This window comes from Streptomyces fungicidicus, from assembly GCF_003665435.1.
Classification (GTDB): Bacteria; Actinomycetota; Actinomycetes; order Streptomycetales; family Streptomycetaceae; genus Streptomyces; species Streptomyces fungicidicus.
The window spans coordinates 76,247-101,128 of sequence record NZ_CP023408.1 but is presented as its reverse complement, the minus strand read 5'-3'; the positions used below and the strand labels follow the sequence as shown (position 1 = coordinate 101,128).

Sequence of the window (24,882 nt, the reverse complement as noted above, 5' to 3'; positions counted from 1 at the left end):
CTGACATGCAGATCGGTCTTGTTGGTCTCGGCAAGATGGGCGGCAACATGCGCGAGCGCATCCGCAACGCCGGCCACACCGTCATCGGGTACGACACCAACCCCGAGGTCTCCGACGTCGGCCACCTGTCCGACCTCGTCGACCGTCTGGACGGGCCCCGCGCGGTCTGGGTGATGGTGCCGGCCGGCGCCGCCACCCAGCACGTCGTCGACCAGCTGGGCAGCCTGCTCAAGCCCGGCGACACCGTCGTGGACGGCGGCAACTCCCGCTGGACGGACGACGAGAGGCACGCCAAGGAACTGGGGGCCCGGGGCATCGGCTTCGTCGACGCCGGTGTGTCCGGCGGGGTGTGGGGCCTGCAGCACGGCTACGCCCTGATGGTCGGCGGCGACGAGGAGCACGTGGAGCGGCTGCAGCCGATCTTCCACGCGCTCAAGCCCGACGGTCCGTACGGCTACGTCCACGCGGGCGGAGTCGGCGCCGGGCACTTCGCCAAGATGGTCCACAACGGCATCGAGTACGCCATGATGCAGGCCTACGCCGAGGGCTGGGAGCTGCTGGAGAAGGTCGACTCGGTGGACAACGTGCGGGAGGTGTTCCGCTCCTGGCAGGAGGGCACCGTCATCCGCTCCTGGCTGCTGGACCTCGCGGTCGACGCCCTCGACGACGACGAGCACCTGGAGCGGCTGCGCGGATACGCCGAGGACTCGGGCGAGGGCCGCTGGACGGTGGAGGCGGCCGTCGCCAACGCGGTGCCGCTGCCGGCGATCACCGCCTCCCTGTTCTCGCGGTTCGCCTCGCGCCAGGAGGACTCCCCGCAGATGCGCATGGTCGCGGCGCTGCGCAAGCAGTTCGGCGGGCACGCCGTCGAGTCCGCGGAGAAGGCGTAACGCCGGTGGGAGATCTGCTGCTGGCGCGGCACGGCGAGACGGAGTGGAGCAGAGCGGGCCGGCACACCGGCCGGACCGATCTGCCCCTGACGCCGAACGGTGAGGCGCAGGCCCGGTCGCTGGCGCCGCTGCTGGCGGGCCGGACCTTCGGGCTGGTCCTCACCAGCCCGCTGGTCCGCGCCCGGCGCACCGCCGAACTGGCGGGTCTCACCGGCGCGCTGCCGGAGCCGGACCTGCGGGAGTGGGACTACGGCGCCTACGAGGGGATCGGCACGGCGGACATCGTTCGTTCCCGGCCCGGCTGGGACCTGTGGACCGACGGGGTGCCGCCCGGCCGGGAGTTCCCGGGCGAGTCCCCGGAGCAGGTCGGCGAGCGGGCGGACCGGGTGCTGTCCCGGCTGGCCGGGGCGCTCGAGGAGGGGGACGTGATGCTGGTGGCGCACGGCCATCTCCTGCGCGTCCTGACGGCGCGGCGCCTGGGTCTGCCCGCGTCGGCCGGCCGGCTGTTCCGCCTGGAGACGGGCGCCCTGAGCCGTCTCTCGCTGGAGCACGGCAGCCCCGTCGTCGCGGAGTGGAACGCCCGGCCGTGACCGTCGCGCCGGCCGCCGCCGGCACGGCGGGTGCGGCGGGTGCTCAGCCGGCGGTCCCCGCGGTGTGCTGGGCGGCCAGGCGGACCGGGGCGTCGCGGGCGCCGTAGCCGCGGTGGCCGCCGTCGCGCTGGACGATCTCGAAGAAGACCCGCCCGACGGTGAGGGTGTAGCAGTGGCGCAGGACCCCGCGGTCGTCACGGTCGTAGAGGATGCCCAGGTCGCGGTAGGTCTCCAGCTCGCCGTCGGCGAACTCGTGGCGGGCGGCGAGGTCCTCGTAGTAGTTGGCCGGGATGGGCAGCAGCCGGCCGCCGGCGGCGCGGAAGCGGCGGGCTGCGGCGACCACGTCGTCGGTGGCGAGCGCGATGTGCTGGGGGTGCGCGGTGTCGTCCGTGGGCGCGGCGCCGACGCCGAGGGCGATGCGGACGCTGCCGTCGGCGTTGCCGACCGCGCGGCTGCGCAGCAGACCGTAGGGGTCGGCGACGTCCACGCTCTCGCCGGCGAGCAGTCCGAGCACACCGCGGTGGAAGAGGGCCGCCTCGTCGAAGTGGTGCCAGGGCTGGGTGAGGGCGAGATGGTCGATGTGCCGTACGGCCGTGGCGGCGGGGGTGTGCGCCACGTCCGCGAAGTCGGACCGCCAGCCGCCGTCCGGCCCCGGCGCGCCGCAGAAGAACAGCTCCGTGCCGTCGGGTGCGGCGACCGCGTCGAGCGGGGCGTCCTCGGGGGCGCGGCGGCGCGGCAGTACGGGCGCCAGCAGTGCCTCGGCGCGGGCGGCGGCGCCGGCGGGGTCGGGTGACTCCAGTCCGACGGCCGCGAGCCGGGTGCCGTCACGGCGTACGGCGGCGCCGGTGTTGACGAGGATCCGCGCCTCGCCCTGCTGCCACAGGTCGACGGGTTTGGAGCGGTGCCGGGCGGCGCGGGCGAAGCCCAGCGCGTCGAGCAGTCCCGCGAGGGGCTGCGCGTCGGGGGTGACGAGCTCCGCGAAGGCGAACCCGGTGGGGACGACGGGGGCGGGCGGCTCGGCCGCGCCCACCTCCTCCTGGAGCATCAGCAGGGAGCGGCGGGCGTCCACGGCGGCGGGGCCGGCCTCGGCCTGCCGTACGACATCGTTGAACACCTCGAGGGAGAGCGGCCCGGTGTAGCCGGCGCGCAGCACGTGCCGGACCAGTCCGGCGACGTCGAAACCGCCCTGGCCGGGGAAGCAGCGGTGGTGGCGGCTCCACTGCAGCACGTCCATCGCGGGCAGCGGGGCGTCGGCCAGCTGGAGGAAGAAGATCTTCTCGCCGGGGATGTCCTCGATGCCCCGGGGGTCGCTGCCGCGCGAGAGGATGTGGAAGCTGTCCAGGCAGGTCCCGAGGGCGGGGTGGGCGGCGGCTTCGACGATGCGCCAGGCGTGGTCGTAGGTGCTGACGTGCCGGCCCCAGGCCAGCGCCTCGTACGCCACCCGGATGCCGAAGTCGTCGGCGACGTCCGCGAGTTCGCGGAGCTGCTCGGCGGCGAGGGCGTCGTCGTCGACGGCGGCCGGGTCGACGCTGGAGCAGACGAGGACCGTGTCGGCGCCCAGCCGGCGCATCAGCGCGAACTTGTGCCGGGCGCGCCGCAGATTGCGGGCGAAGAGGTCCGCGGGCACGGCCTCGATGTCCCGCAGCGGCTGGTAGAGGTCGACGGTCAGGCCGAGGTCGGCGCAGCGGGCGCGGACCTCCTCGGGGGTCAGGACCGCGGTGAGCAGGTCGTTCTCGAAGATCTCCACGCCGTCGAAGCCCGCCCGGGCGGCGGCCGTGAGCTTCTCGGTGAGGGAGCCGCTGAGGGAGACGGTGGCGATGGACGTACGCACGTCGGTACCTCTTGCTTCCGTGGGGCTTCTCGGTCTCTCGGTCTACTGCGGCGCCCCGACGGCGCCGCCGGTCAGCTCGGTGAGGTCGGCGAGCATCCGCGCGCTGTCGGGTTCCCGCCCGGTGAACAGGCGGAACGCGTCCGCTGCCTGGAAGGCGGCCATGCCGCCGCCGTCGAGCGTGGCGCAGCCCGCCGCGCGGGCGGCGCGCAGCAGCTCCGTCTCCAGCGGGCGGTAGACGACCTCGGCGACCCACAGTCCGGGGTGCAGCAGCCCGGCGGGCAGCGGCAGGCCGGGGTGGGCGGCCATGCCGGTGGGAGTGGCGTGCACGAGGCCGCCGCCCCCGTCGGCGGCGGCGAGCAGTTCCGGCAGCCGGTCCGGGGCCGCGGCGGCGGCGCGACCCGGCCCGAAGCTCCTGTTCAGCGAGGCTGCGAGGCCGTCGGCCCGCTCGGGCAGCGCGTCCACGACGGTGACCCGTTCGGCGCCGAGGGTGAGCGTGGCGTGCGCGACGGCCGCCCCCGCGCCTCCCGCGCCGAGCTGCACGACCCGCTCCAGCGGGGCGTCGGGCAGGCCGCGGGCGAAGGCGGTGGCGAAGCCGGTCACGTCCGTGTTGTGGCCGACCGCGCGTCCGCCGTCGAAGACCACGGTGTTGACCGCGCCGAGGGCCTCGGCCCGCGGGTCGAGGGCGTCCAGGTGCTCGACGACGAGCCGCTTGCACGGGTGGGTGATGTTGAGCCCGTCGAAGCCGAGCAGCCGGGCGGCGCGCAGCAGTTCGCCCACCGCCTCGGGCGGGACGCCGATCGTGTCGAGGTCGAGGAGCCGGTACAGACAGCGCAGGCCCTGTCGTGCGGCCTCCCGCTCGTGCAGCGCGGGGCTGAGCGACGGGCCGATGCCGGAGCCGATCAGCCCGACGAGATACGAGTCCTTGAGCACCGCGGACCTCCAGAGGCGGCTCACTAATGTACGAACTAGTACGTTAGCTATATCAGCCGCGGCGGCCCTCCGGGAAGACCCGTCGGGCGGGGCGCGTGCCTGCTCCTAGAATCACCGGCACTGCACCCCTCGGCCCGAAGGGACCCGATGACCAGCGTCGAAGAACCGGCACGGCCCGGCGAGCGCATCCGTGACGCCGCCCGCACCAGGGCCGAGATCCTCGACGTGGCGACACAGGAGTTCGCCCGGGCCGGCTACGACGGCGCCCGCGTCGACGAGATCGCCGCCCGCACCCGCACCACCAAGCGGATGATCTACTACTACTTCGGCGGCAAGGAGCGGCTGTTCACGGCCGTGCTGGAGCGCGCGTACGGGGTGATCCGGGAGGCCGAGCAGCAGCTGGACGTGGGGCACCTGGACCCGGTGGCGGCCATCCGGCGGCTGGCCGAGGTGACCTTCGACCACCACGAGCGCCACCCGGACTTCATCCGCCTGGTGAGCATCGAGAACATCCACGGCGCGGAGCACATCACGGCCTCCGAGGAACTGGGCCGGATGGGCTCGCCCGCGCTGGACGTGATCCGCCGGATCCTCGCGGCCGGGCAGGAGTCGGGGCTGTTCACGGCCGACGTCGACGCCGTCGACCTGCACGCGATGATCAGCTCGTTCTGCTTCTTCCGGGTGTCCAACCGGCACACCTTCGGCGCGCTGTTCGGCCGCGACCTGGTGGACCCGGCCCGGCGCGAGCACTACCGGACGATGCTGGGCGACATGGTGATCGCCTATCTGACGGCGGAACGCGCGGCGGACTGAGCCCGCGGACCGCACGCGGACCGGCCGGCACGACGCGACCCCTTGACAGTGCGGGCGACCGGGCGCAGCATCCGTACCCAGCCGCGACTAACTATCCAGTGGGTTAATTAGCGCATCGGCACATCCCCTCCGCTCGTCCTCCGCGCACCGCCGTGGAGTTCCCCCGAAGGAGCACGCCGTGTCCGTCCCCGCACCGCCCCGCGACGCCTCCCCGCCCGGCCAGCCGAAGCAGGCCGCGACCGCGGCCTGGATCGGCAGCGCGCTGGAGTACTACGACTTCTTCATCTACGGCAGCGCGGCCGCGCTGATCTTCCCGGAGGTCTTCTTCGACGACTCCGACCCGGCCACCGCGACCCTGCTGTCACTGGCCACGTTCGGTGTCGCGTACGCGGCGCGGCCGATCGGCGCGCTCTTCCTCGGGCACGTCGGGGACCGGCTCGGCCGCAAGAAGATCATGGTCTTCACGCTGATGCTGATGGGTCTGTCGACCTTCCTCATCGGCTGTCTGCCCACCCGCGACCAGGTCGGCACCCTTGCCCCCGTCCTGCTGGTGCTGTGCCGGGTGCTGCAGGGCGTCTCGGCCGCCGGCGAACAGGCCAGCGCCAACTCCATGACCCTGGAACACGCGCCACCGGACCGGCGGGGCTTCTTCACCAGCTTCACGCTCAGCGGCACACAGGGCGGCCAGCTGCTGGCCACCCTGGTCTTCATCCCGGTCGCCGCGCTGCCCGAGGAGCAGCTGCTGTCCTGGGGCTGGCGGGTGCCGTTCTGGCTGAGCGTCGCGGTCGCCGTCGTGGGGTACGTCATCCGCCGCAGGCTGGACGAGACACCGGCCTTCGCCCAGCAGACCGCCACCGAAGGCGTCGTGCGGATGCCGCTGGTGGTGCTGGCGCGCGACCACTGGGCGGACGTGCTGAGGGTGGTCGCCGGCGCGCTGATCGCCTCGGTCAGCACCATCTTCACCGTGTGGGCGCTGGCGTACGCCACCAGTGACGCGGTCGGCATGTCCCGCTCGTCGATGCTGTGGGTGGCGGCGCTGGCCAACGTCGTCGCGCTGGCCGCGATCCCCCTGTGGGCCGCGCTCTCCGACCGGGTGGGCCGCCGTCCCGTCTATCTGGCCGGAGCGGCCGGCAGCGCGGTGACGATGTTCCTCTACCTGTGGGCGATCTCCACCGGCAGCTACCCGCTCGTCATGCTCCTCGGGATCCTCGCCTTCGGTGTCGTCTACAGCGCCGCGAACGGCGTGTGGCCGTCCTTCTACGGCGAGATGTTCCCGACCAGGGTCCGCCTCTCCGGTGTGGCCATCGGCACCCAGATCGGCTTCGCGGTCGCCGGGTTCGCGGTCACCTTCGCCGCGCGGATCGCCGGCCCGGACGGCGACGACTGGACGGCGGTGGCCCTGTTCACGGCGGCGCTGTGCGTGCCCCCGGTCATCGCGGCGGTCACGGCCCGCGAGACCCGTCTGGTCCCCACCGAGCGGCTCGGCGAACGCGCCGCGGGCGAGGGCGCGGAGCGGACGGAGAAGGTGACGGCCTGATCCGCCGCCCCGGAGGCGTTCCCCGAGCGGCCGGGCACGTGGTCAGGAATGGAGAAGCGCAGGTGACCGCCGCCCGCCTAGCCTAGCCTTGGCGCCACAGCGCGGGCGGCACATGCCCGACGGGCCGTACAGGGGAACGCCGGCGGGGGCCGCGGACGCGGCACCCGCCCGACGGATGGAGAACGATGAGCATGGCCACCAGGACGGGCGGGCAGCCGGCCGGGACGCACGCCGCCGACAGCCACGATCTGATCCGTGTGCACGGGGCGCGGGAGAACAACCTCAAGGACGTCAGCATCGAGCTCCCCAAGCGCCGGCTCACGGTGTTCACCGGAGTCTCCGGTTCGGGCAAGAGCTCCCTGGTGTTCGACACGATCGCCGCCGAGTCGCAGCGGCTGATCAACGAGACCTACAGCGCGTTCCTGCAGGGCTTCATGCCCAACCTGGCCCGGCCCGAGGTCGACGTCCTCGACGGGCTGACCACCGCCATCACCGTCGACCAGCAGCGGATGGGGTCCGACCCCCGCTCCACCGTGGGCACCGCCACCGACGCCAACGCGATGCTGCGCATCCTCTTCAGCCGGCTCGGCACGCCGCACATCGGCCCGCCCGCCGCGTACTCCTTCAACGTCGCCTCGGTCTCGGCGAGCGGCGGCTTCACCGTCGACCGCGGGTCCGAGAAGACCAGGACGGAGAAGGTCAGCTTCAGCCGCACCGGCGGCATGTGCACGCACTGCGAGGGCCGGGGCAGGGTCTCCGACATCGACCTCGCACAGCTCTACGACGACTCCAAGTCGCTCTCCGAGGACCCGTTCACGATCCCCACCTACACCGGGGACGGCTGGGTCGTGCGGATCATCGCCGAGTCGGGCCTCTTCGACAAGGAGAAGCCGATCCGCGAGTACACCAAGAAGGAACGCCACGACTTCCTGTACCGCGAGCCGACCAAGGTCAAGGTCAACGGGGTCAACCTCACCTACGAGGGGCTGATCCCGAAGCTCCAGAAGTCGTTCCTGTCCAAGGACCGGGAGTCGATGCAGCCGCACATCCGGGCCTTCGTGGACCGGGCGGTCACCTTCGCCGACTGTCCCGAGTGCGACGGCACCCGGCTCAGCGCACTGGCCCGCTCCTCGAGGATCGGCGGGGTGAACATCGCCGACGCCTGCGCCATGGAGATCCGCGACCTGGCCGAGTGGGTCCGCGGGCTGACCGAGCCGTCGGTGACGCCGTTGCTGGGCAAACTGCAGCACACCCTCGACTCGTTCGTGGAGATCGGCCTCGGCTACCTCTCGCTCGACCGGGCCTCGGGCACGCTCTCCGGCGGCGAGGCGCAGCGCACCAAGATGATCCGCCACCTCGGCTCCTCCCTCACCGACGTCACCTACGTCTTCGACGAGCCGTCCATCGGTCTGCACCCGCACGACATCCAGCGGATGAACAACCTGCTGCTGCGGCTGCGGGACAAGGGCAACACGGTGCTCGTGGTGGAGCACAAGCCGGAGACGATCGTCATCGCCGACCACGTCGTGGACCTCGGTCCCGGCGCCGGCACGGCGGGCGGCACGGTCTGCTTCGAGGGCACCGTCGACGCGCTGCGGGCCAGCGACACCGTCACCGGCCGCCATCTCGACGACCGGGCCAAGCTCAAGGAGACGGTGCGCAAGGCCACCGGGGCGCTGGAGATCCGCGGGGCGAGCGCCAACAACCTCCAGGACGTCGACGTCGACATCCCGCTCGGCGTGCTGTGCGTGGTCACCGGTGTCGCCGGGTCCGGCAAGAGCTCCCTCGTGCACGGTTCCGTGCCGGCCCCGGAGGGCGTGGTCTCGGTGGACCAGACGCCCATCCGCGGCTCCCGCCGCAGCAACCCCGCCACCTACACGGGGCTGCTCGACCCGATCCGCAAGGCGTTCGCCAAGGCCAACGGCGTCAAGCCGGCGCTGTTCAGCGCCAACTCCGAGGGCGCCTGCTCCACCTGCAACGGCGCCGGTGTCATCTACACCGACCTGGCGATCATGCAGAGCGTCGCCACGACCTGCGAGGACTGCGGGGGCAAGCGGTTCGACGCCTCGGTGCTGGAGTACCGCTTCGGCGGCCGCGACATCAGCGAGGTGCTCGCGATGTCGGTGACGGAGGCCGAGGAGTTCTTCCGCGAGGGCGAGTCACGGATCCCGGCCGCGCACCGGATCGTGGAGCGGATGGCGGACGTCGGGCTCGGCTACCTCACCCTCGGCCAGCCGCTCACCACGCTCTCCGGCGGTGAGCGGCAGCGGCTGAAGCTGGCCGTCCACATGGCCGACAAGGGCGGTGTGTACGTCCTGGACGAGCCGACCACGGGCCTGCACCTGGCCGACGTGGAGCAGCTGCTCGGTCTGCTCGACCGGCTCGTCGACTCCGGCAAGTCGGTCATCGTCATCGAGCACCACCAGGCGGTCATGGCGCACGCCGACTGGATCGTCGACCTCGGCCCAGGCGCCGGTCACGACGGCGGCCGGATCGTCTTCGAGGGCACCCCGGCCGAGCTGGTCGCCGCCCGCTCCACCCTCACCGGCGAGCACCTCGCGGCGTACGTCGGCGGCTGATCCGGCCGCCGCGCGGCGGCCGGTGCGCTATGCGCCGGCGCCGCGCGGGATGCCGTACGCCCGTTCCACCCGGAGCCGGAGCACCAGCCGCCGGTCGCGGACCATCGCGGCGCGGTAGTCGTCCCAGTCGGGGTGCTCGCCGTTGGCGTCGCGGTACAGCCGGATGAGCTCCTCCACGGTCTCGTCGTAGGGGTCGTCCGCGACGGGTGACAGGTCGGCGGTGCCCTCGGCCACGGTGTAGGCCCACCGGTCCGGGGTGGTGACGTGGTAGGAGGCCCGGTCGTCCCGCCGCAGGTTGCGGGTCTTGGCCCGGTCGTCGGTGAGCGAGACGCGGATGACGCGCTCATCGGGGTAGTAGGCGTGTGTGACGTTCGACAGCTGGGGCCGCCCGTCGCGTTTCAGGGTGACGAGCACGCCGCCGTTCCCCTCGGAGAGCAGGGCGAGCAGTGCGTTCTGTTCGGCGTCCTGGGTCATGACTCGATCAACGGTCCGCACCGGGCCGGTGTTCCCCCTGGGAGAGCGATGACAGTGCTGCGGCAGGAGGCCGATCCGGCGGAGGCCGGGCTGGACGCGGGTGCGCTGGAGCGGCTGGACCGGCATTTCACCCGCCTGGCCGACGACGGACGGCTGCCCGGGTTCCTGGTCGCCGTCGCGCGGGGCGGACGCGTCGCGCACCTCACGGCGTACGGGGCGCGGGACGTCGCGGCCGGGCTGCCCGTGGAGAGCGACACGCTGTGGCGGATCTACTCCATGACCAAGCCGGTGACGGCGGTGGCCGCGCTGATGCTGGTGGAGGAGGGCCAGCTGTCACTGGACGATCCGGTGAGCCGTCATCTGCCGGCGTTCGCGCGACCGCGCGTGTACGAGAGCGGCTCCGGCGACGGGGTGCGGACCCGTCCGGCGGCCGGCCCGCTCCTGGTGCGGCATCTGATGACGCACACCGCCGGTCTGACGTTCGCCTTCTACCACGCCCATCCCGTCGACGCGCTGTACCGGGCGGCCGGGCTGGAGTCGTCGGTGGCGCCGGGCACGGACCTCGCGGGGACGACCGAGGTGTACGCGGGCCTGCCGCTGCAGTTCGATCCGGGGACGCAGTGGAACTACTCGGTCGCCTCGAACGTGCTCGGCCGGATCATCGAGGTCGTGTCGGGCCGTCCGCTCGACGTGTTCCTCGCCGAACGGGTCTTCCGGCCGCTCGGCATGGCGGACGCCGGGTTCCGGGTGAGCGACGAGCAGGCGGAGCGGCTCGCGGAGTTGTACGGGGAGTCCGAGGGCGGCGGAATCGAACCGATCGCGGGACTGCCGCTGCGGGGCCGGCCCCGGTTCCTGTCCGGCAGCGGCGGCATGGTGGCCTCCGCGCACGACTGGCACCGCTTCATGGAACTGCTGCGCCGGCGCGGCGAACTCGACGGCACCCGTCTGCTCGCCGCCGGCACCGTGGACCTGATGACCCGCAACCACCTCCCCGGCGGCGCCGATCTGCGCGCCTTCGGCAGCCGGCCCGCCCACGACCAGCCGGGCAACGACGGGGTCGGCTTCGGCCTCGGCGTCTCGGTCGTCGTCGACCCGTCCCGTACGCAGGTCCCGTCCGGTCTCGGCAGCTTCGGCTGGAGCGGGGTCGCCACGACCACGTTCTGGGTCGACCCCGGCCGCGACCTGACCGTGCAGTTCCACACGCAGGTGCGGCCCAGGGGCTCCCACACCGTCTTCCGCGACCTCAGGCGGCTGGTGCACGAGGCGCTGACGGACTGACCGTCAGGGCAGGTGCGCCACGGCGTCCAGGTGGGGCAGATTGTGGTCGAGCCGCTCCCGCTTGGTGCGCAGATAGGTGATGTTGTTCTCGCACGGCGGTATCAGCAGCGGCACCTGCTCGGCGACCTGGATGCCGTGCCGTACCAACGCCTCGCGTTTGCGGGGGTTGTTGGACATCAGCCGCACCGAACGCACGCCCAGGTCCTGGAGGATCCCGGCGGCGACGCCGTAGTCGCGGGCGTCCACCGGCAGGCCCAGCGCGAGGTTCGCCTCGACGGTGTCCAGTCCCTCCGCCTGTAGGGCCATCGCGCGCAGCTTGCCGAGCAGGCCGATCCCGCGGCCCTCGTGTCCTCTCAAGTAGACGACCACGCCCGCTCCTTCGGCGACGACCGCGCGCAGCGCCGACGCCAGCTGGTCGCCGCACTCGCAGTGCTGGGAGCCGAAGGCGTCGCCGGTCAGGCACTCCGAGTGCAGCCGGGTGAGGACACCCTCCGCGCCGAGGTCGCCGTGGACCAGGGCGACTTGCTCCTCACCGCGGTCGTGGTCCAGGTAGCCGATCGCCTGGAACGCGCCGTACACGGTGGGCAGCGGCGCATTCACGACGCGTTCCACACCGGTCCGCTGCGGAGACTTCTTGCCGAGTACGCCTACTTTTTGTGTCATGATTCCCGGGTTCCTAAGCAGAGACGAAAGGCCGTGAAAGTTATGGGCGGTTCGCAAAAGCGGTCGGCGGCATACGGTCCGGTGCACGGTCTGTTGCCGGCGGATACTACAGAAGATGTACGGAATCGGGGAGCCGGCGTCTCACGGCAGATCGCGGTACTTCCCGTGGGGAGTTTCGAGCAGCACGGTCCGTACCTGCCCCTGTCGACCGACACCCTGGTCGCCTGCGCGATCGCGCGGGCGATTGCGGACGCCCGTCCGGTGCACCTCCTCCCTCCGGTGACGATCTCCTGCTCGCACGAGCACGCGGCCTGGCCGGGGACCGTCTCCCTCTCCTCGGTGACCCTGCACGCGGTGATACGGGACGTCGCCGACTCGCTCCGCCGGTCGGGGGTGGACGCCCTGGTGCTGGTCAACGGGCACGGCGGCAACTACGTCCTGGGCAACGCGGTTCAGGAGTCCTCCGCCCGCGGCGAGCGCATGGCGCTGTTCCCGGCCGCGGAGGACTGGGAGACGGCGCGTGTGCGAGCGGGCGTCGCCACGTCCCTCCTCACCGACATGCACGCGGGTGAAATCGAGACCTCCATACTTCTCCACACGCACCCCGAATTGCTCCGCCCCGGTTATGAGACCTCCGATCACATCGCGGACGACCGGCGTCATCTCCTCACTTCCGGCATGTCCGCCTACACGGATTCCGGCGTCATAGGCCGCCCTTCACTGGCCTCGGCGGAAAAGGGCAAGAAACTCCTGGAAAGCCTGACGGATTCCTTCGCCCCGTACTTCTCCCTGTTGAGCGGGGAGCCCGCTGATTCAGGCCCGTCCGGCGTTTGAGGACAAGGCCGAAGGCCGGCCGGGGTTTTGGGGGCAGCGCCCCCGGGGTGGGGAAGAGAAGAGGCGGCGGGCCCGGGGAAAGTACGGTCACCGCCCCGCGCCCCCGCACACCACCGTCCGACGAGCACCACCACACCCGGCAGACTGGCCACAAGACTGAGCACCCCGTACACCACCGCGACGGTCAGCCCCCGGCCCGCCCCCAGCCCCGCCGCCCCGAACGCCCAGGCGGTCACGCCTTCCCGGGGCCCCCACCCGCCGACGTTCAGCGGCAACCCCATCGCCAGCAACGCCAGCACGGCGAGCGGCAGCAGCTCCCCCACCGACGCCCCCACCCCGGCGACGTCCGCGGCGAGGACGAACATGCCGACGTACCCGGCCAGTACCACGACGGACGAGACCAGCACTCCGGGCGCGTTGCGCCGCGACAGCAGCGCTTCCCGCGCCTCGGCGAACACTCCCCGCCGCGCGCCGGCCCGCTCCTTCCGCCCCGGAGCCCGGTTCATCCGCACCGCCAGGACCACCGCACAGGCTCCCACCAGGCCGAGCCCGGCGACCGGCACGGCCTGCCGCACCGCGCCCAGCACCGGCGAGGGCATGCTCACCAGCACCAGCGCGCCGACGGCGAACAGCGCGACCTGCCCGGCGGTCCGCTCCAGCACCACCGCCCGCACTCCCCGCCCCATGTCCCCCGCGCTCCTCCCGTGTCGCACCGCCCGGTGGACGTCACCGAGGACCCCGCCGGGCAGCGCCGCGTTGAGGAACAGCGCACGGTAGTAGTCGGCGACGGCCGCCCCCAGCGGCAGCCGGATCCCGATCCCGCGCGCCACCAGCGCCCACCGCCAGGCGCTGAACACGGTGGTCACCAGCCCGATCCCGAGCCCCGCGAGCAGTGCGGGCCCGTCGATGCGGCGCAGCCCCTCCAGCAGCGGCCCGGTGTCCAGGCGCCACAGCAGTACCGCGAGGATCGCGACGCCGCCGAGCGTCCCGAGACGGGTGCGCACGGCGGGTGAGGTGAGCCGGCCGAGGAGCGCGGCGCTCATGCGGCCCCGCCCACCGGCCGGCACAGGGCGAGCAGATCACTGTGGTGCACGACGACCCGCAACTCCCCCGCCGCGCAAGCCTGGAGGCGGTCGGCGAGATAGCCGTCGGCGCGCTCCGCGAGCTCCGGCCGCTCCTCCACCGCCGCGCCGACCCAGCCCCGCAGCCACTGCTCGGTCAGCGCCGCCTGTGCGGGGCCGAGCCGCCAGGGGCTCGGGTGCAGCCGTACGGTCGCGCCGTGCTCGGCGAAGACCTCGGCGGCGACGGTGACCGCGTCCGGGCCGAGCAGTCCGTCCCGGCGCTGGTGGGCGTTGAACGCCTCGGTGATCTCCTGGTCCATCGGGTGCGGCGCCGTCAGTTCGACGCGTCCGGCCACCGACAGCGTCAGCAGCGCCGGGCAGCCGGCTCCCGCGCAGGCGGCGGCGAGGGTGCCGATGTCGTCGCGGGTGAGGACGTCGAGCAGCGCGGACGCCGTCACCAGGGAGGCCCCGGCCAGGGCGTCCGGGGTGAGCCGGGCGATGTCGCCGCGCCGGGTCTCGACGGTGACGTGGCTGCCGTCGGCGGCCGAGCGCGGGGAGGCGACGGCGGCGAAGTGCAGCAGGTAGGGGTCGCGGTCGTGCAGCACCCAGTGCTGGGCGCCGTCGAGGTGGGGGGCGAGCCAGCGGCCCATCGAGCCGGTGCCGCAGCCGATGTCGTGGACGACGAGGCCGTCGGCGCGGCGCGGCAGGTTGGCCAGCCGGATGCGCAGCGGGTCGAGCAGGTCGTAGGAGCGGGCTGCGGCGTCGGCGGGTTCGCGCAGCTGGAGCCACTCGGGGGCGTAGCGGGGCGGTTCCCCGGTGCCGGTCCCCCGCAGTCTGAGGGTGGCCCGTTCACCGGGGCGGGGTGCGGGGCCGGCGCCGGGGATGACGTCCCGGGGGCCGGGCTGCGCGGGGATCGTCCCGCCGTGCTGGGTGGTGGTCGCCTGTTCGGTCATGCGGCCCTCCGGGGTTCGGTGGGTAGCCGGCGCAGTACCGCCGCCAGGCTCTGTGCGGTGCTCGCCCAGCCGCCGAGCGCGGCCCGCCGGCTGCGGGCGGCGGCCTTCAGCCGGCGTCGTACGTCCGCCTCGCCGAACCAGCCGCGCAGTTCGGCGGCGATGGCGGCCGGGTTCTCCGGCGGGACGAGAATGCCGGGCACGCCGCCGTCGGGTGCGCGGCCGACCGCCTCGGGCACGCCGCCGACATCGGTGGCGAGCACGGGGATGCCGCGTGCCAGCGCCTCGGTGACCGCCATGCCGTAGGTCTCGGCGTACGAGGTGAGCACCATGAGGTCGGCGGTGGCGTAACGGGCGTCGAGTGCGGCGCCGGACTGCGGCCCGGTGAGCTCCAGCCGGTCCTCGAGGCCGTGGGCGCGGATGAGTCCGCGCAGGTGGGTGACGTAGTCGGGATCGTGGCCGAGGCCGCCGACGAGTGCGCAGCTCCAGGGTAGTTCGGCCACCGCCGCCAGTGCCTCGACCAGCCGGTGCTGTCCTTTGCGCGGGGTCACGGCGGCGACGCACAGCAGCCGCGATACGCCGTCGGTGCCCGGGGCGAGGGGCGCGATGTCGGCGCCGGGGGCGGCGACGTGGACCCGGTCGGGGGCCAGCCCGTGGTGGGAGACGAGACGGCGTACGGCCCAGTCGCTGGTGGCGATCACCGCGGGCACCGCCCGCAGCACCGCGCGCTCGCGGGCGTCCAGTTCGGCGGCGACGGCCGCGTCGAGCCCGGTCTCGTCGCCGAGCGGCAGATGCAGGAGGACGGCCATGCGCAGCCGCCCGTCCTCCGCCTCCGGTACGACGACCTCGGGCACCCCACAGGCGACCAGCCCGTCGAGCAGGACGACGGCGCCGTCGGGCAGTTCGCGCAGGGCGCGGGCGAGCGCGGCGCGGGCGTCGGCGTCCGGGCGGGGCCAGTCGCCGGCCACGGTGTGCCGGTGCACCTGCCAGCCGAAGCCGGGCAGGTCCAGGCAGACGCGCCGGTCGTAGGCGTTGCCGCCGCTCGGCGCGGCCGGGTCGTCGACCCCGTCCGGCATCACGAAGTGCACGGAGCGCAGGGACATGGGGATAATCCCGCCGTTCCTCGGAGCGAACGCCTGCCGTGGGACGTAATCCAGGCGGGCGGCCGGGGCCCGGCCGACGGCCGTGCCGGGCCCATCGATGGTCGTGTCGGGCCTGTCGATGGTCGTGTCGGTCACAGGGCACGCTCGTAACTCGCCCAGGCGATGTGCGACTCGTGCAGCGTGACGGCGATCTTCGCGATGCCCTTGGCGCCCTCGCCCAGCGCGCCCTTGTGGACGCGTTCGGCGAGCCGGTCGGCGATGACCTTGGCCAAATACTCCGTGGAGGTGTTGACCCCCGCGAAGTCGGGCTCGTTGTCGAGGTTGCGGTAGTTCAGCTCGCCGACGACGGCGCCGAGTTCCTGTGTGGCGAGGCCGATGTCGACGACGATGTTGTCGTCGTCCAGCTGCTCGCGCCGGAACGTCGCGTCCACGAGGAACGTGGCCCCGTGGAGGCGCTGGGCCGGTCCGAAGACCTCGCCGCGGAAGCTGTGGGCGATCATGATGTGATCGCGGACGGTGATGCTGAACAACGGACGACCCTCCAGGTGCGGCGCGTCTGCTCCCCGGGCCGATCTCCGCCGGGGATGCCGTGTAGTACGGCTGACTGTCTTCCCCTGTTCAGCGTCCGCTACGTCTTTTCTGAGGTCAGGCGTGTGTGTCCCGGTCCGGGTCGGTGTAGCGCACGCGGTGGCAGAGGGCGGGGATCTCGCCGGAGGCGAGGCGGGGCATGGCGTCAGGCAGCTCCTCGAAGGCGGATTCGCCGGTGATCAGGGCGTCGAGGGCGGGGTCGGCGAGCAGGTCGAGGGCGAGGGCGAGCCGGTCGGCGTAGCTGCGGTTCGCGCGGGCCGGGGAGATCGTGCCGACCTGGCTGCTGCGGAGGACGAGCCGCCGGGAGTGGAAGGCCTCGCCCAGCGGGAGGCTCACCGGGCGGTCGCCGTACCAGCTCAGTTCGACGACGGTGCCCTCGGGGCGGAGCAGTTCGAGGGCGCGGCTCAGTCCCTGCTCGGTGGCGCTGGCGTGGACGACCAGGTCGCAGTCGCCGAGGGCGTCGCCGGGCAGCGCGAAGCCGGCGCCGAGCGCCTCGGCGGTCTTCGCGCGGGCCGGGTCGGCGTCGACCAGTTGCACCCGTACGCCCGGGAACCGTGCCAGCAGCGCGGCCACGGAGCAGCCGACCATGCCGCCGCCGACGACGGCTATGCGGTCGCCGACCAGCGGCGCCGCGTCCCACAGGGCGTTGACGGCGGTCTCCACGGTGCCGGCGAGGACGGCCCGCCCGGCGGGCACGCCGTCGGGCAGGGGGGTGACGGCGGCGGCCGGAACGACGTACCGCGTCTGGTGCGGGTACAGGCAGAACACGGTCCGCCCGGCGAGCGCCTCCGGTCCCTCCTCCACCACGCCCACGTTGAGGTAGCCGTACTTCACGGGGGCCGGGAAGTCGCCCTCCTGGAACGGCGCCCGCATGACGGCGTGCTGGCTCTCCGGCACGCCGCCCCGGAAGACGAGGGTCTCCGTGCCGCGGCTCACCCCGGAGAAGAGCGAGCGCACCAGCACTTCGTCCGCGCCGGGCTCGGGCAGGGTGACCTCGCGGATCGTCCCCCGGCCGGGCGAGTCGAGCCAGAACGCACGTGCGGTGCGGTTCATCGGAGTCCTCCTGAACGATCGGGAAGCTGCACGCGTACCGAGTGGTGCACAGGCCGCGCACAAGGTAGCGGCGTTGATCGACTCTGTCATACGGCCGGAGGATGCTCGGTGGCCCTGAACAACAGTTACGACGCGAGGCCCGTACACCAGGAGACCGCCGTGGGGGCGGGTGTACAGATCCTGTTGCTGGCCCTGATCGGCACGGCGATCGGCATGGGCCCGGCGGGCTGGCTGACCGGCCTCGCGTTCGCGGTCGCCACCTGGGCGGTGCTCTCCCGGGCCCTGCAGCGGTCCGGGCTGCGCTCCTTCGGCGCGGCGAACCGGGTCACCCTCGGCCGGGCCACCCTCGTCGGCGGTGTGACCGCGCTGGTCGCCGACTCGTTCCAGGACGCGCCGCCCGTCACCCTCTTCGTCGGTCTGACCGCCGTCGCCCTGGTCCTGGACGGCGTGGACGGCAAGGTGGCCCGCAGGACCGGTACGTCGACTCCGCTCGGCGCCCGCTTCGACATGGAGGTGGACGCGTTCCTGATCCTGGTGCTGAGTGTGTACGTGTCGATGGCGATGGGTCCATGGGTGCTCCTGATCGGCGGTATGCGGTATGTGTTCGTGGCCGCGGCGCGTGTCTGGCCCTGGCTGACCGCCCCGCTCCCGCCGAGCACGGCCCGCAAGACGGTGGCGGCGCTGCAGGGCGTGCTGCTGCTGGTGTCCGGGGCGGCCCTGCTGCCGCACGCGGTCAACGCCGGTGTGGTGGCGCTGGCGCTGGGGCTGCTGGTGTGGTCGTTCGGCCGGGACGTGCTGTGGCTGTGGCGGACGTCGCGCGTGGCGACGGCGCCGGCCGTACCCGAGGTGCGGCGGGAACTGGTCGCGGGCTGACGGCCGGCCGGGGGCGCGGGCCGGCCCGCTGCAAGTGCCCCGGCCTCCTCCCCTCACCCCGCTGCCTGGTCGATGCCCGTCGCGTCGAGCAGCCGGACCACCTCCCTGCGTCCGTATCCGAGCCGGCGGGCCCGGTCGGCCGCCATGAGCACCAGGTGGGCGACGATCTCCGCCGCGTATCCGTTCTTGTGGCCGGCGTCGTACCACTCCTCGGGCTTCTCGACGCCCAGGCCGTTCATCACCAGCCCGTGCTCGCGGCGGACCTCCGCGACCGTGCCGGCCACCGCGTCCACGAGCGTCCGCCCCGGCCGCTCGCACCGCAGTGCGAAGCACCCCCGGTCGACCGGCACGCATCCCTCGGGCGGACGTGCCCGCAGCCCCGCGTACCGCTCGTCCGTGAACCCGGTGTCCCCGAACTCGTCGTGCACCAGGGCGAACCGGTGGAACCCGGGTGGCACCGGGGGCGGTGGCGGCGTGTACTCCCACCCCGCGTCCTCGTACAACTGCCGCTTCACCTCCTCCTCTTCGTCGTGCGTCACGGTGAAGCCGTTGGCGTCGTTGCGCCCCGTCGTCGTGCCGTCGGGGTTGCGGTGGAAGTGCAGGCTCACGATGTGCTCCGGTGGTCGTTGTCGTCGTTGTCGTCGCGCGTGCTCGGGGATGTCCCCATCACCGGATCGAACGGACCGCCCGCCGCGCAGGTGCCCATATCGCACAGCATCACCCGATCGCGTGACATCGCCACCCGGTGACGACACCACCGGCCGGGGCGTCACCGCGCCGACGGACCTCCGGTCGCACCGGGACGGTTGTCAGGGGCGGGCGTTATCCTCACAAAGCGCGTGCGGCACATGTGTCTTACGACCACGGGGGGTGTCCATGCACGGCCGTGACCACAATGTCCCTCAGGACTGCCCGGGCGGACACCCGGGCATGTCGACCGAGGCGGGGATCGACGTCCAGCGACAGCTGGAGTCCCTGATCCTGGACTTCCGGACCAGTGATCCTCCGATGCCGGTGATCGTGCTGCACGCCGAGGAGTCCGCCGACGACGGCCGGGTCACCGAACTCGTCGACGAGCTGGGCGAAGGGCAGCGGCGGCACGGCACGCGCCTGGCCGTCGCCCCGACCGAACCGCAGCAGGGGGACCTCGATCCGACCGCCCGGGCCGCGCGGCTCCTGTGCGACCTCGGCGATCCCCGGAAGTGGGGCGGCCGGTCCGCCTCCTACCGGCCCTACTCCTTCCCCCGCCTCAACCTGGTGCGCGCGATCCAGGAGGCCACCGACGACCCGGAGATGCGGGAGCACTGGCCGACCGCCGCCTCCGGCACCCCGGACGGCAACGCCCAGCGGGAGCGGGCCCAGACACATCTGCTGCGCATCCTCGCCCGGCAGCGCTGGCGCCCCCGCAGACCCTCGCGGCGGAACCGGCAGATGCTGCTCAGTGACGTGCAGCAGTTCCTCCCCATGGGTGTCCTGGGTGCCTTCACCGCGCTGCTCACCCGCCCCGAGTGGTACGTCGCCGTCCTGGCGGGCATCGGCCTGATGATCCTCCTCGCCGGCCTCAACCACGTGCCCGGACGCGCTCCCCTCTTCCTGTGGCTGCGCGCGGAGAGCCGGTGGTTCCTGACCACCACGTTCCTCCAGTCCGCCGCCCGCCGTCAGTCGACGAGCGTGCGGCTGCTGCGGCCCGTCCACTCCTGGCGTGCCATCGCGGCCCGGGCCTACGACGTGGCCGAGGCCATGCGCGAGGGCGGCCCGTTCCCCCTGCAGCTGTACGTGCTGGCGCTCTTCGAGGACTTACGGGACAACCACCGGCGCCGCAGCTGGGACCTGAGGGGGTTCAAGCGGACCCGCCCGCCGGTGCTGTTCCTGCGCCGGGTGAGCCGGGAGAACGGCGGCATAGAGCTGATCAGGGCGGTCAGCGACGTCCGCAGCCGGCGCAGCGAGCTCGACCCGCTGCTGATCGTGGCGGGCGTGGCGGCGGGCGACGCGGCCCTGCTCGACCGGGGCGCCGACGACACGAACCCTCCGCCCGGCCGTCCGTCGCCCGTCTCCCCGCCCTCGCGTCTTCCGCAGCGGCTGCGGCACTGGTACGACGAGTGGGCCGGCAATCTGCGGGCCGACCAGTCGCCCAGCAGGACCAACGCCCTGCCCTGGGTGCTCAGAATTCCCCTTCCGCGCGACGAGTTGGCGCAGCTGCGGCAGTCCGACTGGCGGTGCGTCCGGACGCGTCACCGGCCTCCCCTGGCCCGCCTGGTGTGGTCGGCGCACAGCCTGCTGCTGGTACTCGCGCTGGTCGTCACGGCGGGTGTCGTGCACGCCCGCGAGCTGCACCGGACGTACTGCTCGGCCGGGCTGCTGACCGCCGACCGCGACACCGAACTGCGTCCCGCGCCCGGTGGCGGCACCGAGTGCGTCGGCATAGCGACCGGGGACGTCCGGTTCGGCGCGCAGCTGAGCGGCGGAACCACCGGGGAGGGCAAGCGGCTGCAGGAGCTGGAGCGGCTGGTGCGCGCCGAGAACGCCAAGGTCCTGCGCGACCACCCCGACGCCTACGTCACCGTCGTGTACGCGGGACCCCTGAGCTCCTCCTCCGTGGACCCGTCACTGGTCAAGGGCGCCGAGGAGCTGACGGGCGTGTACCTCGCCCAGCGCGTCGTCAACGAGAACTACACGGTGAAGCTGCGGGTGCTGCTCGCCAACGGCGGTGCGGACATGGGGCATCAGAGGGTCACCGCCGACGCGATCGCCGAGTACGCCGGACGCGACCCGTCCGTGGTCGGCGTCGTCGGCTTCGGCCGCGACCTGCAGAGCAGCCCCGACGTCACCCGCCGGCTGCACGAGGCGGGGCTGCCCGTGGTCTCGGGCACCAACTCGGCGACGTATCTGCCGAAGGAATTCTCCAACTGGTTCAGCCTCGCCGCTCCCGACGAGCACCAGGCCGAGGCGCTCGGCCTCGTCGCCCGGCAGCTGCGCCCCCGGGGCCGGGCCCCGCACGCGCTGGTGCTGGCCCGTGACACCAAGGAGTCCCAGGACCGCTACACCAGCGAACAAGCCCTGTACGGAGGCCGGATGTTGAAGCGGGAGGGCTTCAGGACGCTGCCCGCGCAGCGCTACCGGGTGGCGAACGGCAAGCCGGAACTGCGGCTGCACGCGGAGAGAATCTGCCGGGGCGAGGACGTTCCCTCGGTGATCTACTTCGCGGGACGGGTCGAGGACATCGGCCCGCTGATGACCCAGCTGGGCACCGAACCGGGGTGCGCGAACAGGGAGATCTCGATCTTCACGGGTGACGATCTGAGCAAGGCCAAGTTCTCCGGCACGGGCGGCCGCGACGGCGTGGCCCCGCGGATCACCCTGTACCACGCGGCCCTGGCCGAGTTGAAGGAGGCGTCGTCCAGGACCGCCTTCTACGAGGACGCCGCCAACTACCTCCCCTGGCTGAAGGACGGAGCGGTCACCTACGACGCCGCCGACTTCGCGAGCGGGCAGACGGCCCTTTCCCACGACGCCACACGCGCCCTCTACTGGGCGGCCAGCCTCGGGGACGTACGCCAGAGCCGCGCGGCGACCTGGGTCAACCTGAGGAACGTCAAGCTCGACGGGATGGCCACCGGCACGATCGACTTCACCCACGCGCCCCTGTACGCCGAACGGCACGGCCACAGCATCGTCCTCAAACGGGTCAGGAGAACCACCGGGGGTCTCGCGGAGGCGGCGGTCCTGTGCAGCAGACCGGCCGGCGACACCGAGCCGCTCACCGTGCGGGAATGCTCGGTCAAGTGAGCGGAGCGGCGGCGGTACGCTCCCCACGTGAGGATTCCCGGACCCGAAGAGATCCGCGCGCTGCACGAGAAGCACGCGCCCACCGCCGAGGCGTTCACGCTCGTGCACACCCACTGCGAGATCGTATGGAGCGTCGCCGAACAACTCCTGCGCGCCGCACCTCACCTCGCCGACCTCGACGCCGAACTCGTCCGCGCGGGCTGTCTGCTCCACGACATCGGCGTCTACCGCCTCTACGGTGACGACGGACGCCTGGATTACGGCAACTACATCCGGCACGGCCTGCTCGGCCACGAGATCCTCGAGAACGAGGGCTTCCCCGAGCCTCTGCGCCGGTTCTGCTCCCACCACACCGGGGTGGGGGTCACCAAGGACGACGTCCTGCGCCAGGGTCTCCCGCTGCCTCCCGCCGACTACCTGGCGGTGACGGGCGAGGAGAAGCTGGTGATGTACGCGGACAAGTTCCACAGCAAGTCCCGCCCGTCGGCGTTCCTCTCCCCCGACGAGTACGCCGCCCACGTCCGCCGTTTCGGAGAGGAGAAGGTCACCGCGTTCCAGGCCCTGCGCACGGAGTTCGGCGACCCGGACCTCGACCGGCCGGTCCCGTGCGCCGGTTCCTCCGTCCGCCGGTGACCCCGATTCACCCCCAGGGGTCGGGAATCACCTCCGCCGGCGACTCGACGACCTTCTCCACCCGCAGGATCGCGCTGCGGACGGCTCCCGCCTCCGCGATCAGCACATCGGGGACTTGGGCTTCGTAGAAGCGGAGGTACCCGACGGTGCCCACGGTCGTCGTCCGCGCGCCGAGCCACAGCACCATCCGGCGCAGGTCGTCGAACTCGTCGGGATGCGCCTCCTGCCGCACGGTCAGCGCCCACTCCGGACCGTCCGAGCACAGCTCCCCGACCAGCGCTCCCCCGACCCGCAACGCCGGCCCCCGGTCCGCCCAGAGCGGATACTCGTACCCGTCGTCCTGCCGACCGCCCTCCTCCCCCAGGTGCCACCGGAGCAGGGCGAGGTCCTGCGGCGGGAGCGAGCCCGGCAGGTCGAGCGTGAGCTGGAGTTCGTGGATGTCGGCCATGATCAGAAGGCTACGAGTCCCGGTGCCGATGCCCTTCACCGCGGCCCGGGAAGGCGCCGAACACGGCGAAGCCCCCGAACCGTTGCGTCCGTTGATCTACTGTGACCGCATGACGACGAAGTCTCTTCCCAGCCTCACCCCGACCGGTACCTGCTGGTGCGGCTGCGCCAAGAAGGTCGGCGCCGGATCGTTCTTCGCCCCCGGCCACGACAAGGTGGCGGAGGCGGCGCTGCTCGCGGCCGAATACGGTTCCTCCGTGGCCCAGTTGCTGCACGGACACGGATACGGCCCCGGCCACTCGGTGAGCGCGCGTGCCGTGTCCGAGGGCGTGTGGCGGAAGTGCCCAGCCTGCGACTACGTGGGTGCGCCGGCGAGCGTCGCCAACCACACGAAGAAGGCGCACGCCGCCGTCGGCGAGCAGGCGCCAGGGGTAGAGCGTTGACCGAACCGGGCTCCAGCCAGCGCGCCGACCTCGAGAAGGCGGTGCGCACGTACGGTGGTTGCTGGGACACCGAACGCGGCCTGCGCGCACTGCGCGACGCCGGGCACGACCCGCAGGAGAAGCCCGCCCGGCAGATCCTACGCGACCTCGCGAGCGAAGGTCTGCTGGTGAAGGTGGAGGACCGGCCGGTCCGTTACAGCGCGGTGCGGGCCGGCTGAAGCGCGCTGGCCCGCATCACCGTTCCTGCCGTCACCCCGGTCGGGGCGTCGTCAGTGACGGCGCACCGCGGAGCCGACGGCATTGGACCTGCGCGGGTTGAAGACCCAGACACCCTGTCGGTGGCGGCGCCCGCACATGCCTTGCCTTCTGCTTGCACCGCGCCCGGATTTGTCCACGCCCCTGCCGATCGAAGTGCAGGAGCCGATGTCCGCTCCCTTCCTCGAAACGAGGGGATGAAGCACATGCCTTGGGCTTCAGGCGGAGATACTCGAGCCGACAATACGTACGGGCTCCGACAACACCACACGAGCGCCTTCGAAGTCGGCCAGGCGGGACGCGACCGTGGCGACGGCGAGGCGGTCCGAAAGGGCGGCGGAGAACTTCAGGCCGCGTACGGCCCGGGGGCCACGTCGGGCAGGACCAGGCTCTCGCCGACGTTCTCCCGTGCCGCGCGCCAGGCGGCCGGGGTAAGGTCCTCGCGCAGGCGCAGCCAGCCTTTTCTCGGAGCAATGGGCCGCGTCCACCGCCTACGCGGGTGAGATCACCGTCTGACGACGGACTGGTCGGAGTGCGACCGAGGCACCCCGAGTCGTGTCCTCAGCCCGCTCCGAGGGCGAACTGCTCGCGCAGCAGCGCCTCGTGGAGCCGTAGGGTGCGGCCGTCTGGCAGGGTCTCCAGAACCTGTACGCCGTCGTAGTTGAGGAGTTGTCGCAGGACGGCGGCGAAGCCGTCGCCCCGGGTGACGGGCATGCCGGCGCGCTGGGCGAGCGCGGCCACGGGCAAGGTTCCGCTGACGGAGACGGGGTCGGGCGTTGTTGTGGAGGTCGGCTTGGCGCTCTTCATTGGGGAGCCGTAACAGGGAGGCGCGGGCCGGGCGAAGCCCGTTCCCACGCCTCACCTCACGATCCGTCGATCAACTCTTGTACCTCGGGGGGGATCTTCTTGTCGGAGCGGAGGACCCTGAAGGCTTCCGCCTGTTCAGGAGATGGCCCGATCGCTATGGCCAGATCCGGAGAGATGCCGCTCACCGCATAGGCATTCTCTGAGGTCTCCGGCACTTCGGCGCCTTGGTCATTCGTGTCACGGCACGGCGGACTCGTGGCGGTACCGAGCTTCTGTCCGGCCTTGAACTCGACATTCGAGAGCCTTATGTACGTGCGACCTTCATAGATGACGTCGCTCGCGCACACACTCTCGCTGTTCGCGCCGGCACCTTCGGACCCTTCTGATCCACACCCGACCGCGGTGAACGCCACGGCTGCCAATCCCGCCGCAATCGCACGTGGTCCGACCCAGCTCACGAAGTC

At 72.5% G+C, this 24,882-nt stretch carries 23 protein-coding genes and 3 pseudogenes; 12 read left to right on the top strand and 14 right to left on the bottom strand.

Features of this window, described 5'->3' with window-relative positions:
- Nucleotides 1–5 precede the first annotated feature (5 nt).
- Together gnd and CNQ36_RS30665 are read left to right on the top strand one after the other, a co-directional pair.
- On the top strand, nt 6–890 hold the full coding sequence (gnd, locus tag CNQ36_RS30670) for a phosphogluconate dehydrogenase (NAD(+)-dependent, decarboxylating) (RefSeq protein ID WP_004922579.1): 885 nt from the start codon (nt 6–8) through the stop codon (nt 888–890).
- 5 nt (nt 891–895) lie between these two features.
- Nucleotides 896–1,480, top strand: a complete 585-nt coding sequence (locus CNQ36_RS30665) for a histidine phosphatase family protein (RefSeq protein ID WP_121548749.1) — start codon at nt 896–898, stop codon at nt 1,478–1,480.
- A 43-nt stretch (nt 1,481–1,523) separates the two neighbouring features.
- Here CNQ36_RS30665 and CNQ36_RS30660 read toward each other — a convergent pair whose 3' ends face one another.
- Nucleotides 1,524–3,311 (bottom strand): bifunctional sugar phosphate isomerase/epimerase/4-hydroxyphenylpyruvate dioxygenase family protein, encoded by a 1,788-nt coding sequence (locus tag CNQ36_RS30660; protein WP_121548747.1) that lies wholly within the window; start codon nt 3,309–3,311, stop codon nt 1,524–1,526.
- Nucleotides 3,312–3,353: 42 nt separating this feature from the next.
- Nucleotides 3,354–4,241 (bottom strand): shikimate dehydrogenase, encoded by an 888-nt coding sequence (locus CNQ36_RS30655; RefSeq protein ID WP_121548745.1) that lies wholly within the window; start codon nt 4,239–4,241, stop codon nt 3,354–3,356.
- 147 nt (nt 4,242–4,388) lie between these two features.
- On the opposite strand from CNQ36_RS30655, the gene CNQ36_RS30650 reads away from it, so the two are divergent.
- From CNQ36_RS30650 to CNQ36_RS30640, 3 genes are all read left to right on the top strand, one after another.
- Nucleotides 4,389–5,054 carry a TetR/AcrR family transcriptional regulator gene (locus CNQ36_RS30650; protein ID WP_004922591.1) on the top strand — a complete coding sequence of 222 codons (666 nt, stop codon included), beginning with the start codon at nt 4,389–4,391 and terminating at the stop codon, nt 5,052–5,054.
- A gap of 178 nt (nt 5,055–5,232) precedes the next feature.
- Entirely contained in the window at nt 5,233–6,591 is a 1,359-nt protein-coding gene (locus CNQ36_RS30645; protein WP_121548743.1) for an MFS transporter, read from the top strand.
- Nucleotides 6,592–6,776: 185 nt separating this feature from the next.
- On the top strand, nt 6,777–9,170 hold the full coding sequence (locus CNQ36_RS30640; RefSeq protein ID WP_121548741.1) for an ATP-binding cassette domain-containing protein: 2,394 nt from the start codon (nt 6,777–6,779) through the stop codon (nt 9,168–9,170).
- Nucleotides 9,171–9,197: 27 nt separating this feature from the next.
- Here the strand turns inward: CNQ36_RS30640 and CNQ36_RS30635 are convergent, their stop codons facing one another.
- Nucleotides 9,198–9,644, bottom strand: coding sequence for a PPOX class F420-dependent oxidoreductase (locus CNQ36_RS30635; protein ID WP_004922599.1), 447 nt, complete (start codon nt 9,642–9,644; stop codon nt 9,198–9,200).
- A gap of 48 nt (nt 9,645–9,692) precedes the next feature.
- On the opposite strand from CNQ36_RS30635, the gene CNQ36_RS30630 reads away from it, so the two are divergent.
- A complete protein-coding gene (locus tag CNQ36_RS30630) occupies nt 9,693–10,922 on the top strand; it encodes a serine hydrolase domain-containing protein (RefSeq protein WP_121548739.1) in 1,230 nt (409 codons plus the stop codon).
- Between the two features lie 3 nt (nt 10,923–10,925).
- Here the strand turns inward: CNQ36_RS30630 and ribA are convergent, their stop codons facing one another.
- Nucleotides 10,926–11,585, bottom strand: coding sequence for a GTP cyclohydrolase II (gene ribA / locus CNQ36_RS30625; RefSeq protein ID WP_121548737.1), 660 nt, complete (start codon nt 11,583–11,585; stop codon nt 10,926–10,928).
- 42 nt (nt 11,586–11,627) lie between these two features.
- Here ribA and CNQ36_RS30620 point away from each other — a divergent pair, with 42 nt between their 5' ends.
- Nucleotides 11,628–12,419 carry a creatininase family protein gene (locus tag CNQ36_RS30620; RefSeq protein WP_121548735.1) on the top strand — a complete coding sequence of 264 codons (792 nt, stop codon included), beginning with the start codon at nt 11,628–11,630 and terminating at the stop codon, nt 12,417–12,419.
- A gap of 197 nt (nt 12,420–12,616) precedes the next feature.
- Here the strand turns inward: CNQ36_RS30620 and CNQ36_RS30615 are convergent.
- From CNQ36_RS30615 to CNQ36_RS30595, 5 genes and pseudogenes are all read right to left on the bottom strand, one after another.
- Nucleotides 12,617–13,462, bottom strand: a pseudogene (locus CNQ36_RS30615) (lysylphosphatidylglycerol synthase transmembrane domain-containing protein); the annotation flags it as partial.
- On the bottom strand, nt 13,459–14,433 hold the full coding sequence (locus CNQ36_RS30610; RefSeq protein WP_121548733.1) for a class I SAM-dependent methyltransferase: 975 nt from the start codon (nt 14,431–14,433) through the stop codon (nt 13,459–13,461). The pseudogene CNQ36_RS30615 and the gene CNQ36_RS30610, both read right to left, overlap by 4 nt.
- On the bottom strand, nt 14,430–15,668 hold the full coding sequence (locus CNQ36_RS30605) for a glycosyltransferase family 4 protein (protein WP_390463301.1): 1,239 nt from the start codon (nt 15,666–15,668) through the stop codon (nt 14,430–14,432). Before CNQ36_RS30605 ends, CNQ36_RS30610 begins: the two co-directional genes overlap by 4 nt.
- Nucleotides 15,665–16,063: a 6-pyruvoyl trahydropterin synthase family protein gene (locus CNQ36_RS30600; protein ID WP_040905601.1), complete on the bottom strand. Its 399-nt coding sequence runs from the start codon at nt 16,061–16,063 to the stop codon at nt 15,665–15,667. Before CNQ36_RS30600 ends, CNQ36_RS30605 begins: the two co-directional genes overlap by 4 nt.
- Nucleotides 16,064–16,178: 115 nt before the next feature.
- Nucleotides 16,179–17,174: a zinc-dependent alcohol dehydrogenase gene (locus tag CNQ36_RS30595; protein ID WP_121548731.1), complete on the bottom strand. Its 996-nt coding sequence runs from the start codon at nt 17,172–17,174 to the stop codon at nt 16,179–16,181.
- A gap of 108 nt (nt 17,175–17,282) precedes the next feature.
- On the opposite strand from CNQ36_RS30595, the gene CNQ36_RS30590 reads away from it, so the two are divergent.
- Nucleotides 17,283–18,047: a CDP-alcohol phosphatidyltransferase family protein gene (locus CNQ36_RS30590; protein ID WP_121548729.1), complete on the top strand. Its 765-nt coding sequence runs from the start codon at nt 17,283–17,285 to the stop codon at nt 18,045–18,047.
- 53 nt (nt 18,048–18,100) lie between these two features.
- On the opposite strand, the gene CNQ36_RS30585 is transcribed toward CNQ36_RS30590, so the two are convergent.
- Nucleotides 18,101–18,655 (bottom strand): hypothetical protein, encoded by a 555-nt coding sequence (locus CNQ36_RS30585; protein WP_040905602.1) that lies wholly within the window; start codon nt 18,653–18,655, stop codon nt 18,101–18,103.
- 322 nt (nt 18,656–18,977) lie between these two features.
- Between CNQ36_RS30585 and CNQ36_RS30580 the strand changes: the two genes are divergently transcribed.
- Together CNQ36_RS30580 and CNQ36_RS30575 are read left to right on the top strand one after the other, a co-directional pair.
- Nucleotides 18,978–21,833 carry a type 1 periplasmic-binding domain-containing protein gene (locus CNQ36_RS30580; RefSeq protein ID WP_121548727.1) on the top strand — a complete coding sequence of 952 codons (2,856 nt, stop codon included), beginning with the start codon at nt 18,978–18,980 and terminating at the stop codon, nt 21,831–21,833.
- Between the two features lie 27 nt (nt 21,834–21,860).
- A complete protein-coding gene (locus CNQ36_RS30575) occupies nt 21,861–22,466 on the top strand; it encodes an HD domain-containing protein (RefSeq protein ID WP_121548725.1) in 606 nt (201 codons plus the stop codon).
- A 7-nt stretch (nt 22,467–22,473) separates the two neighbouring features.
- On the opposite strand, the gene CNQ36_RS30570 is transcribed toward CNQ36_RS30575, so the two are convergent.
- Nucleotides 22,474–22,914, bottom strand: coding sequence for a hypothetical protein (locus CNQ36_RS30570; protein ID WP_121548723.1), 441 nt, complete (start codon nt 22,912–22,914; stop codon nt 22,474–22,476).
- 109 nt (nt 22,915–23,023) lie between these two features.
- Between CNQ36_RS30570 and CNQ36_RS30565 the strand changes: the two genes are divergently transcribed.
- Complete coding sequence (locus CNQ36_RS30565; RefSeq protein ID WP_240659558.1) at nt 23,024–23,356, top strand: hypothetical protein; 333 nt, start codon at nt 23,024–23,026, stop codon at nt 23,354–23,356.
- Nucleotides 23,353–23,574, top strand: a complete 222-nt coding sequence (locus CNQ36_RS30560; protein WP_121548721.1) for a hypothetical protein — start codon at nt 23,353–23,355, stop codon at nt 23,572–23,574. Before CNQ36_RS30565 ends, CNQ36_RS30560 begins: the two co-directional genes overlap by 4 nt.
- Nucleotides 23,575–23,829: 255 nt before the next feature.
- Here the strand turns inward: CNQ36_RS30560 and CNQ36_RS35455 are convergent.
- The 3 genes and pseudogenes from CNQ36_RS35455 to CNQ36_RS30545 form a co-directional block, all read right to left on the bottom strand.
- Nucleotides 23,830–24,080, bottom strand: a pseudogene (locus tag CNQ36_RS35455) (DEAD/DEAH box helicase); the annotation flags it as partial.
- A 92-nt stretch (nt 24,081–24,172) separates the two neighbouring features.
- Nucleotides 24,173–24,376: pseudogene (locus CNQ36_RS30550) on the bottom strand (hypothetical protein); the annotation flags it as partial.
- A 98-nt stretch (nt 24,377–24,474) separates the two neighbouring features.
- Nucleotides 24,475–24,876 (bottom strand): DUF6281 family protein, encoded by a 402-nt coding sequence (locus CNQ36_RS30545; RefSeq protein ID WP_176118963.1) that lies wholly within the window; start codon nt 24,874–24,876, stop codon nt 24,475–24,477.
- Nucleotides 24,877–24,882 lie beyond the last annotated feature (6 nt).

Bases quoted from the DNA above. Each gene is read 5' to 3' on its own strand.
- CNQ36_RS30580 (WP_121548727.1), top strand. From the start codon at position 18,978: ATGTCGACCGAGGCGGGGATCGACGTCCAGCGACAGCTGGAGTCCCTG.
- ribA (WP_121548737.1), bottom strand. From the start codon at position 11,585: ATGACACAAAAAGTAGGCGTACTCGGCAAGAAGTCTCCGCAGCGGACC.
- CNQ36_RS30650 (WP_004922591.1), top strand. From the start codon at position 4,389: ATGACCAGCGTCGAAGAACCGGCACGGCCCGGCGAGCGCATCCGTGAC.
- CNQ36_RS30565 (WP_240659558.1), top strand. From the start codon at position 23,024: ATGACGACGAAGTCTCTTCCCAGCCTCACCCCGACCGGTACCTGCTGG.
- CNQ36_RS30570 (WP_121548723.1), bottom strand. From the start codon at position 22,914: ATGGCCGACATCCACGAACTCCAGCTCACGCTCGACCTGCCGGGCTCG.
- gnd (WP_004922579.1), top strand. From the start codon at position 6: ATGCAGATCGGTCTTGTTGGTCTCGGCAAGATGGGCGGCAACATGCGC.
- CNQ36_RS30635 (WP_004922599.1), bottom strand. From the start codon at position 9,644: ATGACCCAGGACGCCGAACAGAACGCACTGCTCGCCCTGCTCTCCGAG.
- CNQ36_RS30630 (WP_121548739.1), top strand. From the start codon at position 9,693: ATGACAGTGCTGCGGCAGGAGGCCGATCCGGCGGAGGCCGGGCTGGAC.
- CNQ36_RS30610 (WP_121548733.1), bottom strand. From the start codon at position 14,433: ATGACCGAACAGGCGACCACCACCCAGCACGGCGGGACGATCCCCGCG.
- CNQ36_RS30640 (WP_121548741.1), top strand. From the start codon at position 6,777: ATGAGCATGGCCACCAGGACGGGCGGGCAGCCGGCCGGGACGCACGCC.
- CNQ36_RS30595 (WP_121548731.1), bottom strand. From the start codon at position 17,174: ATGAACCGCACCGCACGTGCGTTCTGGCTCGACTCGCCCGGCCGGGGG.
- CNQ36_RS30620 (WP_121548735.1), top strand. From the start codon at position 11,628: ATGGGCGGTTCGCAAAAGCGGTCGGCGGCATACGGTCCGGTGCACGGT.